Origin of the sequence: Pseudoalteromonas sp. C8, assembly GCF_011378685.1 — a bacterium.
GTDB classification, from domain to species: domain Bacteria; phylum Pseudomonadota; class Gammaproteobacteria; order Enterobacterales; family Alteromonadaceae; genus Pseudoalteromonas; species Pseudoalteromonas arctica.
In genome coordinates this window covers 16,272-34,966 of sequence record NZ_WTKT01000025.1, presented here as the reverse complement: position 1 = coordinate 34,966, position 18,695 = coordinate 16,272, and the positions used below count along the sequence as shown (strand labels likewise).

Sequence of the window (18,695 nt, the reverse complement as noted above, 5' to 3'; positions counted from 1 at the left end):
TTGAGTGGACAAGTTACTTGAACAAATAAAAAAAGGCACCGTGTGGGCATTTCCTGGCGGCATACACCCACCACAACAAAAATCACTCTCTAATAGTGCGAGTATCACTCGCCTACCTTTGCCCGACAAACTCATTGTTGCGCTTAAGCAACACATAGGCGCAAACGGTAAGTTACTTGTAGAAAAAGGCCAACACGTCTTAAAAGGCCAACCACTTACAGCGCCTGCTGCTAACTGGTCGGTACCTGTGCATGCGCCAAGCTCTGGTGTGGTTACTGATATTGCACCTATGCCATCAGCACATCCATCGGCCCTACCTGAACTAAGTGTTATTATTGAACCAGACGGCAAAGACGAATGGGTAGCTCTAAATAAAAATAAAAATCCTGCTGAGCTTAGTCATGATGAGCTGATAAATATTATTCACCAAGCCGGTATTAGCGGTATGGGTGGTGCTGGTTTTCCTACTTATGTAAAAGCAGATACCAAGCAACCTATCGAATTTTTGATTGTAAATGCTGTTGAGTGCGAACCTTATATTACTGCCGATGACGTTTTAATGCGCGAACACGCTAAAGAAGTTATCCAAGGCATTGAAATAATGCAGCAGCTTTTAAACCCAACACTGTGCATTGTGGGTATAGAAGATAACAAGCCTGAAGCTATTGCAGCAATGAAGCAAGCAGCTGAGCATAACTCAAAAATTATTATTCAAACGGTGCCAACTATTTACCCATCTGGCGGTGAAAAGCAATTAATTAAATTACTTACTAACCGTGAAGTTCCTAGCATTGGTATTCCTGCCGATATTGGTATTTTAGTGCATAACACCGGGACTTTGTTTGCCGTACAACAAGCCGTTTATGAAGGTAAACCACTCATTGAACGTATAGTTACGGTAACAGGTAACACTATTCATAAGCCTGGGAATGTATGGGCACTACTTGGCACTGAAATAAAGCATTTACTTGATTGCCAAGGTTTCTCGCCTGTACCGCAGCAAAGTGTTGTGATGGGCGGCCCAATGATGGGCTTTACGCTACCCACAGTGCGTATTGGCATAGTTAAAACAACTAACTGTATTTTAGCGCCTGATCATAAAGAGCTAGCGGAGCCCGGCCCTGAAAAAGCCTGTATACGTTGTAGCGCCTGTGCTGATGCCTGCCCTGCCTCTTTATTGCCACAGCAATTACAGTGGTTTGCTAAATCAAAAGAGTACGACAAACTACAAGAACACAATTTATTTGACTGTATTGAATGTGGTGCTTGTGCATATGTGTGTCCAAGTGAAATCCCTCTTGTGCAGTACTACCGTATAGCCAAAGTTGAAATTAAAGAACAACAAGCTGACAAAATTAAAGCCGACAGAGCAAAAGAGCGTTTTGATGCACGAAAAGAGCGTTTAGATCGTGAGCAAGAAGAACGTCAAAACCGCCATAAACGTAAACCTGCCGCTAAATCTGCTGACGAAAAGCAAAAAGTAGCAGAGGCACTAGCCCGCGTTAAAAATAAATCAGATAACGGCGATGAAAAATCAGCTGTTGCAGCCGCTATTGCACGCGCTAAAGCTAAAAAGCTAGGCGATCAATCTGCTGAATTAGAACCTGACAACAGCGAAGTAGCAAAAGAGCGCGCACTACGTAAAGAACAAGCGCGTAAATATAAAGAGCAAAAATCTCAAACAGATGAATCGGCCGAGACTGCACCCGTTGATGATAAAAAATCAGCAGTCGCTGCAGCCATTGCTCGCGCTAAAGCTAAAAAAGCAGCACAAGCATTAGATAACGCTGAACAAACAGTAAGTGAAGAGCCACAAACTGATGCCCCTGTTGATGATAAAAAAGCAGCGGTAGCGGCGGCCATTGCTCGTGCTAAAGCCAAAAAGGCAGCACAAGCATTAGATAACGCTGAACAAACAGTAAGTGAAGAGCCGCCTGTTGATGATAAAAAGTCAGCAGTAGCGGCGGCTGTTGCGCGTGCTAAAGCTAAAAAAGCGGCTAAAGCACTTGAGGATACTGAACAAGCAGTGAGTGAAGAGCCACAAACTGATGCCCCTGTTGATGACAAAAAGGCAGCGGTAGCGGCGGCTATTGCCCGCGCTAAAGCTAAAAAAGCAGCTAAAGCATTAGAAGAAACCGAGCAAACCGTGAGTGAAGAACCACAAAGCGATTCGCCTGTTGATGACAAAAAAGCAGCAGTAGCGGCAGCTATTGCGCGTGCAAAAGCTAAAAAAGCAGCTAAAGCATTAGAAGAAGCCGAGCAAACCGTGAGTGAAGAGCCACAAAGCGCGGCACCCGTTGATGATAAAAAGGCAGCGGTAGCTGCGGCCATAGCTCGTGCTAAAGCTAAAAAAGCGGCTAAAGCACTAGAAGATACCGAACAAACTCAGCCCCAAGAGCTACAAGTTGATAGCGCAGCACCTAAGAGTGCAGAAAGTAACACCGATGACTCATCAGTTCTTATTAACGCAGATAAACCTAAATCAGCCGACGATAAGAAAAAAGCCGCCGTGGCTGCTGCAATTGCGAGAGCAAAAGCTAAAAAGTTACAAAAAGAAGGAAATAATCAGTCATGAAATTAACCATGGCCAGTTCGCCGCATAATCACAGCCATAAATCGTTAACGCGATTAATGCTTAGCGTTATTGCTGCGTGTATTCCTGGGCTAATTGCTCAAGTTTTCTTTTTTGGAACAGGTGTACTTATTCAACTGGTACTAGCGCTTGTTGCTGTAAGCGTATTTGAAGCTGCAATAATGCTAATACGAAAGCGCCCTGTTTGGCCTGCATTAAGTGATGGCAGTGCGTGGCTTACTGCCGTGTTATTGGCACTGAGTATTCCACCACTTGCGCCTTGGTGGATAATCGTTATTGGCTGTTTATTTTCTATTGTTATAGTTAAACAGCTTTATGGCGGCCTTGGGTTTAACTTATTCAATCCAGCAATGGCGGCTTACGTACTGCTTTTAGTTTCGTTTCCGGTACAAATGACCGCATGGTTGCCTGTTACCGATTTAATAAATACGCCAATAGGCTTTGCTGATCAGCTAAGGCTAATATTCACCGATTTTACGGCCTCTGGGTTTAGCCTAGATCAAGTACGTGCAGGGGTTGATGGCCTAACAATGGCAACACCGCTGGATACTGTTAAAACAGACATAGCACACGGTTTAACCGTTACCGAAAGCATGCAAAAACCATTATTTAACGAATGGGCTGGCCTTGGTTGGGTGTGGGTTAACTTAGGCTTTTTAGTGGGTGGTTTATACTTATTAAAAGCAAAAATAATTAACTGGCATATTCCTGTAAGTTTTATCGCAAGTTTAGCTGTATGTAGTGCTATTGGTTATATCGCATCACCAGGTACAGAGCCGGGCACCCTATTTCACTTATTAAGTGGTGCCACTATGATGGGGGCCTTTTTTATAGCAACCGATCCGGTATCTGCAGCAACAACTAACAAAGGGCGCTTAATTTATGGCGCGCTAATTGGCTTACTAATTTATTTAATTCGTACCTTTGGTGGTTTTCCTGATGCCATCGCATTTAGCGTATTATTGATTAATATTGCAGTGCCGCTAATAGACTACTACACACAGCCACGTACTTATGGCCATGGAGCAGTAAAATGATCATTTCGTCAATGGCTAAAAATGGTGCTATTTTAACTGCGTTTGCGTTAGCAACAACGGGCTTAGTTGCCTCTATCAACGCACTTACTGCCGATAAAATTGCAGAGCAAGAACAACTGCAACTTACTGCGCAGCTACAAGAAGTGCTCGACCCAAAATCGTACGACAATCAATTATCACAAGATTGCGTAATTATTACTGACGAAAAGCTAGGCCCACACGCAAACCAAGTAATTTACCGTGCTCGTAAAAACAATAAACCAGTCGCTGTTGTTATTAGGCATGTTACGCCAAACGGCTACAGTGGCGATATTAACTTATTAACAGCTGTATTGAGCGATGGCACTATTGCTGGCGTGCGTACGACTAAACACGAAGAAACCCCTGGTTTAGGCGACAAAGTAGAAGTTAAAAAGTCACTTTGGATCACAACATTTAAAAGCTTAACGGTTGAAGGCGAAGAAGACGCTCGCTGGGCTGTAAAAAAAGATGGCGGCCAGTTTGATCAATTTACAGGCGCGACCATAACGCCACGTGCTGTTGTGGGCTCTGTTAAAAATGCCGTATTGTTCGCACAAACTAATTTTGATGATATTTTTGCAGCACCTAATGCCGAATGTATGGAGGTAGCTAAATGAGTGAGTTAAAAACATTATACAAAGAAGGTGTGTGGGTAAATAACCCTGCCCTTGTACAGCTTTTAGGTTTATGTCCACTGCTTGCCGTTACCTCAACTGTAACAAATGCCTTAGGTTTAGGCTTAGCAACTTTACTCGTACTAATAGGCTCCAATGTTACCGTATCAATTGTGCGTAACTGGGTGCCAAAAGATATTCGTATACCTGTATTTGTAATGATCATCGCGGGCTTTGTAACAATAGTTCAATTACTTATGAACGCTTATACCTTTGGTTTATATCAATCATTAGGGATTTTTATCCCGTTGATTGTAACTAACTGCGCCATTATTGGCCGCGCCGAAGCTTACGCCTCTAAAAACCCTGTTCATTTATCAGCATTTGACGGCTTAATGATGGGTTTAGGCTTTATGGCTGTACTGTTAGTATTAGGTACTATGCGCGAACTAATCGGCCAAGGTACGCTGTTTGACGGTGCCGACTTATTACTTGGCCCATGGGCACAGAGCTTGCGCATAGAAGTATTTAATTTTGATAACCAATTTTTACTCGCAATTTTACCACCGGGTGCCTTTTTAGGTCTTGGACTACTTATTGCTGCTAAAAACGTAATTGACGCACAAATAAAATCAAAGCAAATTGCACCGCCAGAGGCTGAAAAAGGCCCTCGAGCACGTGTTACTAGCTTAACTTAAGGGGAAAACGTATTAGAGCAACAATTAGCACTAATACGTTTTAAGTTGCATGAATAAAGAAAAACGTCACCAAATACTGTCGCGCCTGCGCGACAATAATCCGCACCCAGTTACTGAGCTTGAATATTCAAGCCCGTTTGAGTTGCTAGTAGCAGTAACACTCTCAGCGCAAGCAACCGATGTAGGCGTTAATAAAGCCACTCGAAAGTTGTTCCCTGTTGCTAATACGCCACAAGCCATTTTAGATATAGGTCACGATACACTGCGTGATTATATAAAAACCATCGGCTTATTTAATTCTAAAGCTGCCAACGTTTATAAAATGTGCCAAATTTTGGTGGATGAACATAACAGCATCGTGCCAGAAAATCGTGAAGCCCTAGAAGCCCTACCAGGCGTTGGCCGTAAAACCGCTAATGTTGTACTCAATACAGCCTTTGGCTGGCCTGTAATAGCCGTAGATACACATATATTTCGTGTATCTAACCGTACCAAGCTTGCCATGGGTAAAGACGTAGTTGCTGTAGAACAAAAGCTTGAAAAGGTTGTACCAAAAGAATTTAAAGTAGACGTTCACCATTGGTTAATACTGCACGGGCGTTACACCTGCGTAGCGCGTAAACCAAAGTGTGGCAGCTGTATTATTGAAGACTTGTGTGAGTTTAAAGAAAAAACTGATTAGTTCCAAAAGCGCGGCAAGTAGTCGCGAGTTTACCTCGCGCAATGAAGCACAAGCCTCAAAACCCCAAAAGCGCGGCATAAAGCCCCGCCTACAAATACAACGCCAACCCTGTAGTCGCGAGTTTACCTCGCGCAATAAAGCACAAGCCCCAAAATCCCAAAAGCGCGGCATAAAGCCACGCCTACAAATACAACGCCAACCCTGTAGTCGCGAGTTTACCTCGCGCAATAAAGCACAAGCCCCAAAATCCCAAAAGCGCGGCATAAAGCCACGCCTACAAATACAACGCCAACCCTGTAGTCGCGAGTTTACCTCGCGCAATAAAGCACAAGCCCCAAAATCCCAAAAGCGCGGCATAAAGCCACGCCTACAAATACAACGCCAACCCTGTAGTCGCGAGTTTACCTCGCGCAATAAAGCACAAGCCCCAAAATCCCAAAAGCGCGGCATAAAGCCACGCCTACAAATACAACGCCAACCCTGTAGTCGCGAGTTTACCTCGCGCAATAAAGCACAAGCCCCAAAATCCCAAAAGCGCGGCATAAAGCCACGCCTACAAATACAACGCCAACCCTGTAGTCGCGAGTTTACCTCGCGCAATAAAGCACAAGCCCCAAAATCCCAAAAGCGCGGCATAAAGCCACGCCTACAAATACAACGCCAACCCTGTAGTCGCGAGTTTACCTCGCGCAATAAAGCACAAGCCCCAAAATCCCAAAAGCGCGGCATAAAGCCACGCCTACAAATACCACGCCAACCCTGTAGTCGCGAGTTTACCTCGCGCAATAAAGCACAAGCCTCAAAAGCGCGACATAAAGCCGCGCCTATCAATCCATCTAGATAAAACATTTTTATACGTGAGGGCATGTTAGTGAAATAGAACAATTATTAGAACATTATCAAAGTATTAATTTCACAACGCTCACTCCTTTGGTTATGCTAGTGAGCATTATAAAATTATATTGCGAAACCCTCTATGCTACCTCTACTTCGTATCTTGATAATTGAACAAGACCCAGCCACCTTACAAGGGCTTTCAACTAATCTGTCAAAGACCATTCCTAACTTTGAGCGAGACGATATTCATATCGATATTATTGAATGCCTCGAGCTTAAACACGCGCTGGAATGTGTAGAGGAAGATGGTGATATTCAAGCCGTGGTTCTCAGTTGGGATATGCACAACAAAGTGGGTGAGCGGATGTATAGCCGCTTTATCGAGGATTTAAAGGCAATTCGTCTTGAGTTACCGGTTTATGTTATCGGCGACGACACTAAAGGGCTGGAGATCGTAAACGAATCAGAAGAAATCGAATCATTCTTTTTTAAAGATGAAGTGATTTCTGACCCAGAAGCTATTTTAGGTTATATGATCAACGATTTTGACGACCGCTCTGAAACGCCATTTTGGACGGCGTATCGTCGTTACGTTGGTGAAGCAAACGACTCTTGGCATACACCGGGGCATAGTGGGGGTTCTAGCTTTAGAAACTCCCCTTATATCAAAGATTTTTATCAGTTTTACGGCCGCAATGTATTTGTTGGCGACCTGTCGGTTTCGGTAGACTCGCTAGGTTCATTATCAGACAGCACCAATACCATTGGTCGCGCTCAAGAATCAGCCGCGGCGACGTTTGAGGTTAAACACACCTACTTTGTTACAAATGGTTCATCTACCTCAAATAAAATCATCTTGCAGACACTGCTGCGCAAGGGAGATAAAGTAATTGTCGACCGTAATTGCCATAAGTCCGTACACTATGGCATCTTGCAATCAGCTAGTTACCCCATTTATTTGGCGAGTATCTTAAATCCAAAATATGGCATTTTCGCGCCACCATCGTTGGCCGACATCAAATTAGCAATTGAAAACAATACTGATGCTAAATTACTAGTGCTTACCGGTTGTACTTACGATGGCCTACTTAGCGACCTAAAACAAGTCGTAGATTATGCTCATCAATATGGTATTAAGGTGTTTATAGATGAAGCCTGGTTTGCATACTCTTTGTTTCATCCTAGTTTTCGTCATTATTCTGCGATACATGCTGGGGCCGATTACATTACGCATTCGGCGCATAAAGTAGTATCGGCGTTTTCTCAGGCGTCTTATATTCATATTAACGATCCCGATTTTGATGCTGATTTCTTTCGAGAGATTTATAGCATCTACGCCAGCACATCGCCAAAATATCAGCTTATTGCATCGCTTGACGTGTGCCAAAAGCAATTAGAGATGGAAGGCTATAAGCTACTTAATGCGCTGCTAAATCATGTTGAGGAGTTTAAACAACAGATGGCCTCGCTTAAGCAAATTAAAGTATTAGCTAAGCAAGACTTTATGGAAATATTCCCGCATTTTAGTGGTGATAACATGGGTCACGACCCATTAAAAATCCTTATTGATATTAGTGAGCTACCTTACTCATTAAAAGATATTCATAAATATCTACTGGATGAAATTGGGCTAGAGATAGAAAAATACACACACAGCACCATTTTGGTTTTACTGACGCTTGGCGGCACACGCTCAAAAATAATTCGTTTGTACAATGCATTGAAAAAGCTAGACAGCGGTAAAGTAAAACTATCGAAATCGACGCGTAGAGCTCGCTTACCTGAAAATTTACCAGCTATAGATTTGGCGTGTATTCCAAGCGATGCTTTTTATGGTGACCGCGAATCTGTGCCTATTAGCAAAAGTAACAACCGCATTTGTGCAGGTTTAGTTACTCCATATCCACCGGGGATTCCGCTTTTAGTCCCAGGCCAGCATATCACTAATGACCATATCGAATATTTACAAGAGTTGGCAAGCCAAGGACTGACGATTCAAGGCAGTTTCGATGGTGAAATTTATGTTCTTAAGGGTAAGGTTAAGAAGTAACGGTATTGGTTTAATACTATCTCGATAATAATACCAATCTGCTTATATACGGGGTCTATTTAACGTTAAGAAAATTACGCTAGAACTAGGCAAAAATTTTTGTATCTAGTTGTTCTAAATAAAAAATTTTTAACGACGTTATAGTGCAATTTAATTCGTTAAATTGATCAAAGATTTATGCAGGTTGGTATAATTACTGGTGGCAGTGCCGCAAGACATTGCCGCTGTAACAGTATTTAAAAGTAAAATACAAAGTGGAATAAATCATTTTTATAAATGTTAACTAATTTTAAGTAAAAAAAAGCAAGCCAGATAGCTTGCTTTTAACGTCTTTAAATACACACACTTATAGACTCGATTTAACTATAACTTTTAAAATCTATAGCTAGCGCCAAATGTAATACGGCGGTCTGTAATACCTTGGAAACAAAGTAAAGCACCTTCGTTCACACAAGACTGGCTAACTTCTGATTCAGTTAAGTTAACGGCTTCAATACCGATATTTAGCTGATCGTTCACATCATAACTTATGCTGGCATTAAGCTGCCCTCTGCCTTCTTGTACAACAGGGAAACCCCATGGGAAGCTTGAAGTGCTACCAAAGTCAGTTGAACGGTACCCTTCGCGCCACGTGTAACGCGCTCGAGCAGATAGACCGTATTTCTCATAGTAAAATGTAATATTATATGCATTTTCTGACAGATCAATGAGTGATTGCTTAGCACTTATGTCTGCATCCGGGTTACCGGTTGTTAATGCAAAAACAGCATTTGCACGACTCGTTGCAGTGTCAAATGATTCACCACCAGAAAATTCTTGATAGGTATAGTTAGCAACCACACCAAAACCTGATGCCCAACCTAGCTCTTTTTCAAAACTTGATAAGTCGTATTGAGCTGCAAGCTCAATACCTTGCTGTGTTGTTTCACCAGAATCATTAATAGTAGTTTGCGTAGGAACACATAACCCTACGCCAGCATCTGGGCCAAACACGTTTATGTCTGCAATTGGATTAAATATGCCGCCGCCTTCACACTCTGGACCATTTGTATCGCGAAAGCCTGTGCTTGGGTCTTCAAATGGGTCAACTTGCTGTGTAACGTGCAAATCGCTACGTGTTTTATGAAAGTACCCCACACTTAACAAAGCAGCGGGTGCAAAATACCAATCTGTGGATATATCGAAAGAGGTTACTTCTTCTGGCGCTAAGCCTGAATTACCAATTGAAACGGCACTATTAGGGCTGGTGCCAAACGTAACAGATGTAGATAGGTCATCAAAATCTGGGCGTCTAATATCTTTTGACCAACCTAAACGAACAATCACATCTTCACTTACATTCGCGGCTAAATTAAATCGTGGTAAAAAGAAATCGTAATCACCTTTTGACGTTAGCTGAGTAACCAGTTCGTTGCCACTTCCATCTTGAGTAACAGAGTTACCTAGCGATGTAACTTCAGTCTCTAAATAACGTAGGCCAAAGTTACCGCGAAACATGCCGTACTCAAAATTTGCTTGTGCATATAAGGCATGTGTTTCTTCTTCAATATCAAAAAATGCATTTACTTGAGACGTTGGTGAACTTATTGGACCGCGATCAGAACCCGTTATTGCATTATTAGCTTCAATCGCTTGGTTAAGCGCTGCTAATACGGCTTGTGGATCAGAGGATGCAAGCTCTGGGTTTATAAGTAAGAAATCACGAATATAGAGTGCTCGCCCATCACCATCGTTAAAGTTATCTGGGCCCGCTGTTAATAATTGTGCAAATAAATCACCCGTTGGGCTATCAGCCATATTTCTTAAACCAACGTTAGAGCGAACTTGATCCGACACACTACTCGTTTTACTGTAGCGGTAACCAAAATCGACTGACGTTATTACATCATCTAAGTAATATGTAAAATCTGTACGAAACGCATCTTCTGTATTTTCTGACTCATCTTGCCCTTGGTTTACGTCACGTAGAACAACATTTGCAGGGTCGAGTAATTGAGCCATTGTTGGCGCGTTTGCCTCCCCCGTTGCAATCCCAAACGTAAGTGCATCACCTGTAAGATCATACTCAAAAGGAGTCCCGTTTTCATTTGACGAATTAGTAGCAACATTTGGATTTATAAAATTAAGCGTTGTATTAAAGCTTGGTGTAGTTGAATCAGAACGAGAGGTTGAGGCTTCAACACTTGCAAATAATCTATCGCCTTGCCATTCGCCCCCTATTCTAAATATTTTGCTCTTTGTGATGCGTGAATTAGTATCGCTAGAAAAACGCAAGTTAGGATCGCCACCACCGTCTTCAACCGGAATTACGCCTCTTACGGCCGCTTGTATGCTGCCTAGGTTTTGTCCGTCCAGTGAACCAAAATTAACTGTTTCAAATTCACTCGGTATTGATACATTTCTAAGATCACTTAGGCCAGATGCTTGTACTCTTGAGCTTTCTTGGCGGCGCTCTTGATCGTTAACAACTGCATCAAAAAAGAATTTCATATTATCGTTTGGTGCATATTCAAATGTACCTGCGAAGTTTTTTGTCTCGTATTCGTAATTATCGTAATCTTGAATTAAAAATTGTACTGGTAGAAAATCAAACGATTGTGCACTTGCAGCACCACTATCAGCGGCTACCGAATTATCTCTATCTGCGCGAGGACGAAATGCGGTTACGTCTTGCTCACTGTAACTACCACTAAATACAACACCAAACTTACCGCCCGAATCAAGCTCCCAGTTATCACCCCAAGCACCCGATACCCTAGGAGTCACGCCATCTGTTGATAAGCTACTATCTTCACCTTGGACTCTAATTGAGCCTAGAGTTTCATTTAACTGTAACGGGCGAATTGTTTTAAGGTTTATTGTTGCGCCCACAGAGCCTTCGATTGTTTTTGCTTCTGGTGACTTAATTACTTCTACACCAGAGATGATTGCAGCTGATACATCTTCAAAACTAATGCCACTTCGTCCAGACCCTGAGCCAACTGTTGATACGCCGTTCACTTCTGTACGATTAGCATTGGTACCACGAATTTGAACGCCCGTACCTACCCCTGCTTCACGAGTAATTTGAATCCCCGTTACGTTTTCAAGTACTTCTGCGAGGTTTTGATCTGGTAGCTTACCAATATCGACAGCCTCAATAATCTCAACAAGGCTATCTGCTGAACGCTTTTGTGCAAGCGCATTTGTAAGCGATTGTCTAATACCTGAAACCTCGATAACCTCAAGATCGTCCGCAGCTTTTTTTGGAGCTTCTTGCGCCTGTGTAGACAAAGACATACCAAGTGCGGTTGCCGATATAACTGCCAGTGTAATTTTAGATAACTTGTGACTCATAGTTTTTTTCCTGTGTGTGTGAAATGCTATGTTTAACCAGCTACTTTATTGTTTTTATTAAAAGCCCTTTATTATTACAAAGTCTTAACTTTATATTTACACTCACACCTACAAAGGTCAACCTTTTGGTAATGAATTTAGATCAAATATCATGCAATATGTTATTACCAAAATAGAAAAACCTAACTAAATTTCAAGTTAAAAGCAAAACTTACATTTTAAGCTTATGTTATTTATAGTTTTTAAATTTTATTAGAAATAAGACTGTCAATAACAAAGGTTAGAATAGTTATCGTTTTAAAAATGAAATAATTTAGGCAGGAGAAACCGATGATGTTGGGCGCGCTGAATAAACAGCATTATTGGTTAACCAATTTAGTTGTTTTTTAGTCAAGTAGCGTAATTCTGGAGTGAGTTTTTTTAAGTACTGTTTGTTGATGTTATCGAAAATATAAAATTGAAGAATTTGAGGATCAAAAAAGGCGGTAAAACCGCCTTTTTAATGTGATCTAATGTTTAACTATTATTACAGTTTGTAGCTTAAACCTAAGAATAAACGTGGGCCGTAGTCATTCACTTCACCTAAGTTACCTTCAACAAAGAAGTCTTGTGATTTAGGTGCACTGAACAAGTTAATTGCTTCTGCTTTAACTCTAAAGTGCTCATCAATTTTGTATGATGCGCGCATTTCCCATACGCCTACGCCATCAACATAACGAAGTCGAGTACCATTTGTAGTATATGGTTGGAAATACTCACTACGATATTTGTAAATAACAGCAGTATCAAATCCACCAATTTGGTAGTACAGCTGACTGCTAAATACATGCTTTGAGAAACCAGGTACTGAAGCCGACTCAATAATACCGTCAGTTAATTGTGTAGTATTACCATCTACGTCAGTCTCAAACGTATCGCCGTATAAGCTATCTTGGAACTCAAAATCAGTGTCTGCATAGTTGTAACCAAATTTCATACCGATGCCATTATCCCAGCGGTAAGAAAATGAAGCTTCAAGACCTAATATTTCACTGTCATCATCTGATGTAACAGAGTTAGTAATTGGTAATGAAACAGTTTCACCGGCAACAGTAAAATCTTCAATTACTGTTTGTTGTTGAAAACCACCGTTGAACTGTTTGTAGTATAAGCTTAACGCTAAGATTGAATCTTCGTTAGGGTACCATTCAAACGCAGCATCGTAGTTCCACGACATAAGCGGTTGAGTGTCCGGGTTACCAGAGCCATTTACACCCACTAATAAATCGCTAATTGATGTTGCTGTACCTTCTGTATCTTCTTGGAATGTACGGCTGTAACCTAAATTAGATGGATTTGCGCGTGACATACCACGGTATATACCTGCACGGAATAAAATATCTTCACTGTAGTCAATAACTAGGTTAAAACTTGGTAAATACTTAGTGTAATCACCACCGCTTTTTATTTTATCCAATGAACCATTATCAGATTCAACCAGAGAAAGTACACCAGTGTCGCTTGTTACTACGTCAAAGCTATTTCTAAAACCAATCGAAGTTACTTCTGTGTCTACAATACGAAGACCAAAGTTACCGCGAATGAATTTACCAAACATTTCAGTATCGTAGTTAGCCATTAAGTACACTGATGTTGTTTTTTCTGTTACATCAATTGTACCTGCATTTTCATATTCAACTTCAGGGTAAGCAAACACACCATCAGCGTTAGAACCAGCTACAGCTTGTGAGAAACATACGTTGTCGTATGTAGCCCATGATGAACCTGTACCGCTATCTACAACGTTACCGTCGCTATCAACATTTGTTACGATATCGCCATCAGATACACTTGATAAAAAGCCTGATTCAGGGAAATCGATTTGACAACCTTGTAATACGTCAAGCGCTTCAGTACCAGAGTCTAGTGTAAATTCGTTTCTTGAACCGTTACCTTGGCTACCACCATACTGTAGGAAGGTCATTTCAGATGTTCTAATACCACCTTGAATACTGGTGAAAACATTGCCATCTAAGGTATAGTCAAAATCTAGTCGCGCTGAGATAACTTCGTTTTCACGAACATTTTCACGGTCAAGTCGTGTTCTTAGGCTATCTGTAAAGTTTGAAATATCTGTTACGTCAAAATCTGTCAGTGTAAAATGAGGGATCTCATCGCCCATATCCCAAGAAAAGAAATTACGACCTGATGTTCTACCACGGTTAGATATTTGAAGTTCTTCACGTTCTGTTTTTGAGTACGCTAAATCTAGGTCAACAGTTAATCTATCAGTAACTGTATGTTCTATATTTATGCCGTAACCTTGGTAGTTTTCTTCACGAGAAAATTGCTCACCCGCTGATTCAATGCGCTCTTCACCTTCCCAGTGCAAAATACCGCCTACATCATTAGTAACAAGTGTTGGACCTGTTACGCCTGGTGTTGCACGTTTTTGTAAAAAGATTAAATCGTGGCGTGCTTCTTGTTGTGTTCTATCTGAAATCTGTGCATCAAAGTTAACATCCCAATCAGCTGACGGTTGGTATTGCAGTGCAAAAAACATTGCATCACGTTCATCTGATGTCTCGTTTTGGCGGTAACTACGGCTACTGCCAGTCCAAGCGTAAGGAGTACCATCACTTACTGCTTTACCTGTTTCAGGATCAATTTCTGTATCGTAACCTTGGTTGCTACTGCCACTAACTTGGTCTTCACAGTCGCCTGCGCTGCTACGATAAAAACCTTCATTGGTATTATTAGGATCGTTTAAACACGCCCATAATGAAGAACCTGATGGGCTAGAGCTTCTGTATTCAGCTTCTGGTTGGCTGATATCTTGGCGCTGTACGCCAAAAGACACACCAACGGCTTGGCCGTTATCAAATTCAAACTGGTCAACATAACTAAACGTGCCACGGTAACCCGCGTCACTTTGCAGCGAGTTATCTACATTACCTTCATCAGGGTTGTAGTTTAATTTAACTTCAGCTGATACACGTTGCTTGCCAAAATCAAGTGGAGTTATAGTTTCAAGTGCAATAACACCTGCAACACCACCTTCAATCATTGACGCATCTTGCGTTTTATAAATTGCTACTTTCTTTACAAGTTCAGACGGAAACTGCGAAAAGTTAACTGAGCGGTCACCACTACCATTAGTCGCTTCACGACCATTGATATGCGTTGCACTTAAAAATGGACCAAGACCACGAATAGTGATTTCTGTTGCACCACCGTTTTCACGGTGAGATGCAGCACCTGTAATTGATTCCAGTGCTTCACCGATAGACAGTGCTGGTAAATCACCAATATCTTCAGATGACAGGCCATCAACTACCGTTGTTGCTTCACGTTTAATTGCTATTTGGTCTTGAATCGTTCTACGTGTACCTGTAACACTAATTATTTCAACGTCTTCTTCAACTTCTGTCGCTTTTCCCTGATCTTCCTGTGCGCTTGCTGTAAATACGCAAGAACTTGCCATACCTGCGATGACCGCTGTTCTTACCCATTTTGCAACTGGGCGCATTGCAAACTGCCCTGTTATAGAATTATTGTTATCTCGTGACTTCAACGACATTTGAATTCTCCGCTGGTTGTTGTTGTGTGATTTTAGTGTGTTAGCTTGTTATGCTTATGTATATTTTATGTGACCTTTGACGTTAATATACTTAAACGCAGCACGATGATCAACCAATTTGACGTTTTAATATTACCATAAGGTATACCAATTTTAACTTAGCGGCATTACCAGTAGGTCAGGCAGGTTTTTACTAGAATATAAACCGCTCTAAACTAGTTTATAAATGGGTAATGTAGGTTGAGAAAAGTGTGGTGATTATTAATAAATAATAAAAAAGCCCCAAATTTGGGGCTTTTAAAAGTTAACTGATTAATTGGTTATTTAATCGTTTTGTATTTTCCATGTAGATCCAACACCGACTTCAGATGACTGAATATAATGAAGACCTTTAGCACCCGCCTCTGCCTGAAGGCCTGCAGGGTCAGTTTCTAATAACGTACTTGTTGCTGTAACGTACTCAAGTACTTCTTTGCCATTAGTTGCTGGGTCTTGGTCAATTGCACCATCAGTATCGAATGCGCCATTACCGTTTAGCTTTCTAATTTCAACCCAGTCACCGCTTGCATCGCCTGATACTCGACTATCCATATAACCAAAGTTGTTACTTAGCACCGAACTATCATGATTAATTAAGTCACAGTCATATTCAAAAGCATGGTCACTATCAAGTGTATTTGGGTAAAATAGCCCTTGAGTTGTAGCACTGCTGTTTATTGTATCTTCGTCTGTTTGATCGCCTAAACCGTTTGCAATTAAGTTTCCATTAAAGTTGATAACAAACGCATTTTTGGTTAGGCCGTATAGTACCGGCGCATTCGCTGCAGTTAACTCATCGCAATCACTTGCTGGTGCTTTAGAGCCTATTTCTGTACTAAATACAATAGGTTGCTGCGAGTTCAAAACCGTATTGTTTGTTATATTTAGTGTAAAGTCGCCGGCACTATCAAGCACTGCCTGATTACCTGAATTTGGTACACCACCATCATCTTGCGAAAATGGGTTAGCTGTAAATACAATACCGCCCGCTTCTTTATTACCAGAACGAATACCTGCAATGTAGTTGTTACTTACGGTGTGACCAAGTGGTGTAATTAATATACCCGCTGGGCGATCATCAGAGCTTGCAATATCGGTAGTTCGAATAATAACGTTATCTGTAACACTGTTGAAGCCACCATCTTCTAGTGAAATACCACCATTAGGATTTACGATTGTATTGCCTTTGATGGTTGCACCAGAAGTTTGTACACGCATTAAACGACGACCTGTTACAAAGTTTTCTACGCGGTTATACTGAATAGTAAAGTTTGCGTTATCAGCTGCACCGCTACCCGTTGTGCTACCTGCATTGATTAAATATAAACTTGATTGACCAAAGTTTGGATTATCACTGTCGCTAAATAAATTATATTGAATAACGTGATCAGAGCTTGATGATGATATTTTTATCACAGACCCTTTTTCTGCTACATTTCGATTAGAGAATGTATTTCGCTCAACCAACGCGCTTTGACCTTTTATCATCAGCCAATGGTATTCAGAGTTATTGAGTGTAGCTTCTTCTCCATCCATCGTGTTTTGCGAAAAAGTAAAGTTATCCCCTTCTGAGTAAATAACAGCACCTTCTTCGGCTTCACAAAATGCACCCGCTTTAGTATCTATATTCTTAAAGGTAAGCCCTGTTAATCCAGCGCCATCTACTCCAGCAGCTACATGCACACATACTTCACCGCTAAGTACAGGAGTTTGACCTTCTACAGCGCGAAGCGTTACTGCACTGGTTAATAAAATTGCGTCCATATCAGCATAAACACCGGTGTTTAAGCCAATAACATCACCATCAGCTAAACCGCCGCTTAAAGCACCAAGGAGTGCTTCAGGGTTACTAACTAATTGTGTGTAAACTAATGTATCAAGTGAGTTTGTAACCTCACTCGCAAAACCATCGTTATCTGTATACGTAGCTTTTACCGACATTATTGAGCCAGCGTAAGCAGAAGGTGTAAATGTTTTACTATTACTGTCGGCTACTTCAACGCCATCAGCAGACCAAGTATAAGTAACGTTTGCCTCTTCAACACCGTTGTTATCAGTTATCTCAGCGGTTAACTCGCCACTTGTCAAATAAGGCGCTACGCCCATAATGGCGACGCTACCGGCTTCGTCAACCGCAACAGCAGAAACAGCAATTGTTTCCTCTGATGTATTATCCTCGATAAATCCATTATCATCTGTGTAAGCAACTTGAACACTTATCTTTTGACCTAAAAGTGATGCATCAACTGTAAAGGTGCTTTGTGTTGCGCCATCTATCTCTTGTGCGTCAGCAAGCCATTGGTAAGTAATATCTCCTGTTGCCCCGTCGGTATCAGCAACTTCTGCTGTTAATATATTACCAACGGTTGGCGTGCCACTAATTGTAACTTCGCCTTCTGAGTTTGTTCGTGCTACAACCTCTGTACCCGTTGAAGTCACAGACTCGTTAAACCCACGGCTATCTTCAAAAGATGCACTAACTGTTATAACTGTACCAAACTGTGCGTCTGTTAACGTGAGCGTTGAAAGTGCTTCATCTGCAATCTCTATGTCATCAGCAAACCATTTATAAGTTACTGTATCGCCATCAAAGCCATTTTCGTCAGCTACATTGGCTGTTAGTTGCGAACCAACTAGAGCGTCGCCCGTAATAGTTAAACTTGCAGGGAATGCGATTGCGGCAACATCTGCGGTTGGATCTGTAATATGCGATTCATTGATACCGCCATCATCGGTATAAAGCCCTTGAACTGTAATTGGTAACCCTATCTGATCGTCAGTCAGTGTAAACGAAGCGCTATTTGCACCTGTAATTGCCTCACCATCTGCATACCAATAGTAAGTCACGTCACCTGAGATACCATCAGGGTCACTAACTTCAGCTGTTAATGTTTGTCCGCTTGTAACAGTTCCACTAAGAGCAATAGAGCCCAAGTTGTTGTCATTGTTGTTTGAGTTTGTGTCACAACCAACTATTGCAGCTGCAATAGCGCATAGCGCAAAATGTTTTAATTTCATGGTGGCTCTATTCTCCAAATTTATGGTTTTAATATTTGGTTATCTATTGTGTGTGTTACCAAATAAATCATGCGTTTATTACCAAATTCATTTAAATTGCAAATAAATTGTTAACCAACTTGGTAATATAACCATAATAAAATAACTTTTTCCACTACATCCACCCAATTAAATAACAATAAATAAACATAAAGTTAACCCTGTACTGTTA

At 41.3% G+C, this 18,695-nt stretch carries 10 protein-coding genes; 7 read left to right on the top strand and 3 right to left on the bottom strand.

Annotated features, from left to right (window positions below; translation table 11 throughout):
* Nucleotides 1-4: 4 nt before the first annotated feature.
* The 7 genes from rsxC (at nucleotide 5) to GQR39_RS18385 (ending at nucleotide 8,532) form a co-directional block, all read left to right on the top strand.
* Nucleotides 5-2,575, top strand: coding sequence for an electron transport complex subunit RsxC (gene rsxC / locus GQR39_RS18415; protein WP_165736315.1), 2,571 nt, complete (start codon nucleotides 5-7; stop codon nucleotides 2,573-2,575).
* Nucleotides 2,572-3,630 (top strand): electron transport complex subunit RsxD, encoded by a 1,059-nt coding sequence (rsxD, locus tag GQR39_RS18410; RefSeq protein ID WP_002962268.1) that lies wholly within the window; start codon nucleotides 2,572-2,574, stop codon nucleotides 3,628-3,630. Before rsxC ends, rsxD begins: the two co-directional genes overlap by 4 nt.
* Nucleotides 3,627-4,268, top strand: a complete 642-nt coding sequence (gene rsxG, locus GQR39_RS18405; protein ID WP_002962266.1) for an electron transport complex subunit RsxG — start codon at nucleotides 3,627-3,629, stop codon at nucleotides 4,266-4,268. The genes rsxD and rsxG overlap by 4 nt, the downstream gene beginning before the upstream one ends.
* Nucleotides 4,265-4,963 carry an electron transport complex subunit E gene (locus GQR39_RS18400; protein WP_010553676.1) on the top strand — a complete coding sequence of 233 codons (699 nt, stop codon included), beginning with the start codon at nucleotides 4,265-4,267 and terminating at the stop codon, nucleotides 4,961-4,963. Before rsxG ends, GQR39_RS18400 begins: the two co-directional genes overlap by 4 nt.
* A 49-nt stretch (nucleotides 4,964-5,012) precedes the next feature.
* Nucleotides 5,013-5,645 carry an endonuclease III gene (nth, locus tag GQR39_RS18395; RefSeq protein ID WP_165736314.1) on the top strand — a complete coding sequence of 211 codons (633 nt, stop codon included), beginning with the start codon at nucleotides 5,013-5,015 and terminating at the stop codon, nucleotides 5,643-5,645.
* A complete protein-coding gene (locus GQR39_RS18390; protein ID WP_165736313.1) occupies nucleotides 5,620-6,489 on the top strand; it encodes a hypothetical protein in 870 nt (289 codons plus the stop codon). The genes nth and GQR39_RS18390 overlap by 26 nt, the downstream gene beginning before the upstream one ends.
* A gap of 132 nt (nucleotides 6,490-6,621) precedes the next feature.
* Complete coding sequence (locus GQR39_RS18385; RefSeq protein ID WP_024591500.1) at nucleotides 6,622-8,532, top strand: aminotransferase class V-fold PLP-dependent enzyme; 1,911 nt, start codon at nucleotides 6,622-6,624, stop codon at nucleotides 8,530-8,532.
* Between the two features lie 372 nt (nucleotides 8,533-8,904).
* Here GQR39_RS18385 and GQR39_RS18380 read toward each other — a convergent pair whose 3' ends face one another.
* From GQR39_RS18380 to GQR39_RS18370, 3 genes are all read right to left on the bottom strand, one after another.
* Nucleotides 8,905-11,868, bottom strand: a complete 2,964-nt coding sequence (locus tag GQR39_RS18380) for a TonB-dependent receptor (protein WP_165736312.1) — start codon at nucleotides 11,866-11,868, stop codon at nucleotides 8,905-8,907.
* 526 nt (nucleotides 11,869-12,394) lie between these two features.
* Complete coding sequence (locus GQR39_RS18375; RefSeq protein ID WP_165736311.1) at nucleotides 12,395-15,427, bottom strand: TonB-dependent receptor; 3,033 nt, start codon at nucleotides 15,425-15,427, stop codon at nucleotides 12,395-12,397.
* Between the two features lie 324 nt (nucleotides 15,428-15,751).
* A complete protein-coding gene (locus tag GQR39_RS18370; RefSeq protein WP_165736310.1) occupies nucleotides 15,752-18,484 on the bottom strand; it encodes a poly(beta-D-mannuronate) lyase in 2,733 nt (910 codons plus the stop codon).
* Nucleotides 18,485-18,695: the final 211 nt, after the last annotated feature.

Excerpts from the sequence above, each read along its gene's own strand:
- GQR39_RS18400 (WP_010553676.1), top strand. The coding sequence starts at position 4,265 with ATGAGTGAGTTAAAAACATTATACAAAGAAGGTGTGTGGGTAAATAAC.
- rsxG (WP_002962266.1), top strand. The coding sequence starts at position 3,627 with ATGATCATTTCGTCAATGGCTAAAAATGGTGCTATTTTAACTGCGTTT.
- GQR39_RS18375 (WP_165736311.1), bottom strand. The coding sequence starts at position 15,427 with ATGTCGTTGAAGTCACGAGATAACAATAATTCTATAACAGGGCAGTTT.
- GQR39_RS18385 (WP_024591500.1), top strand. The coding sequence starts at position 6,622 with ATGCTACCTCTACTTCGTATCTTGATAATTGAACAAGACCCAGCCACC.
- GQR39_RS18370 (WP_165736310.1), bottom strand. The coding sequence starts at position 18,484 with ATGAAATTAAAACATTTTGCGCTATGCGCTATTGCAGCTGCAATAGTT.
- rsxD (WP_002962268.1), top strand. The coding sequence starts at position 2,572 with ATGAAATTAACCATGGCCAGTTCGCCGCATAATCACAGCCATAAATCG.
- GQR39_RS18380 (WP_165736312.1), bottom strand. The coding sequence starts at position 11,868 with ATGAGTCACAAGTTATCTAAAATTACACTGGCAGTTATATCGGCAACC.
- nth (WP_165736314.1), top strand. The coding sequence starts at position 5,013 with ATGAATAAAGAAAAACGTCACCAAATACTGTCGCGCCTGCGCGACAAT.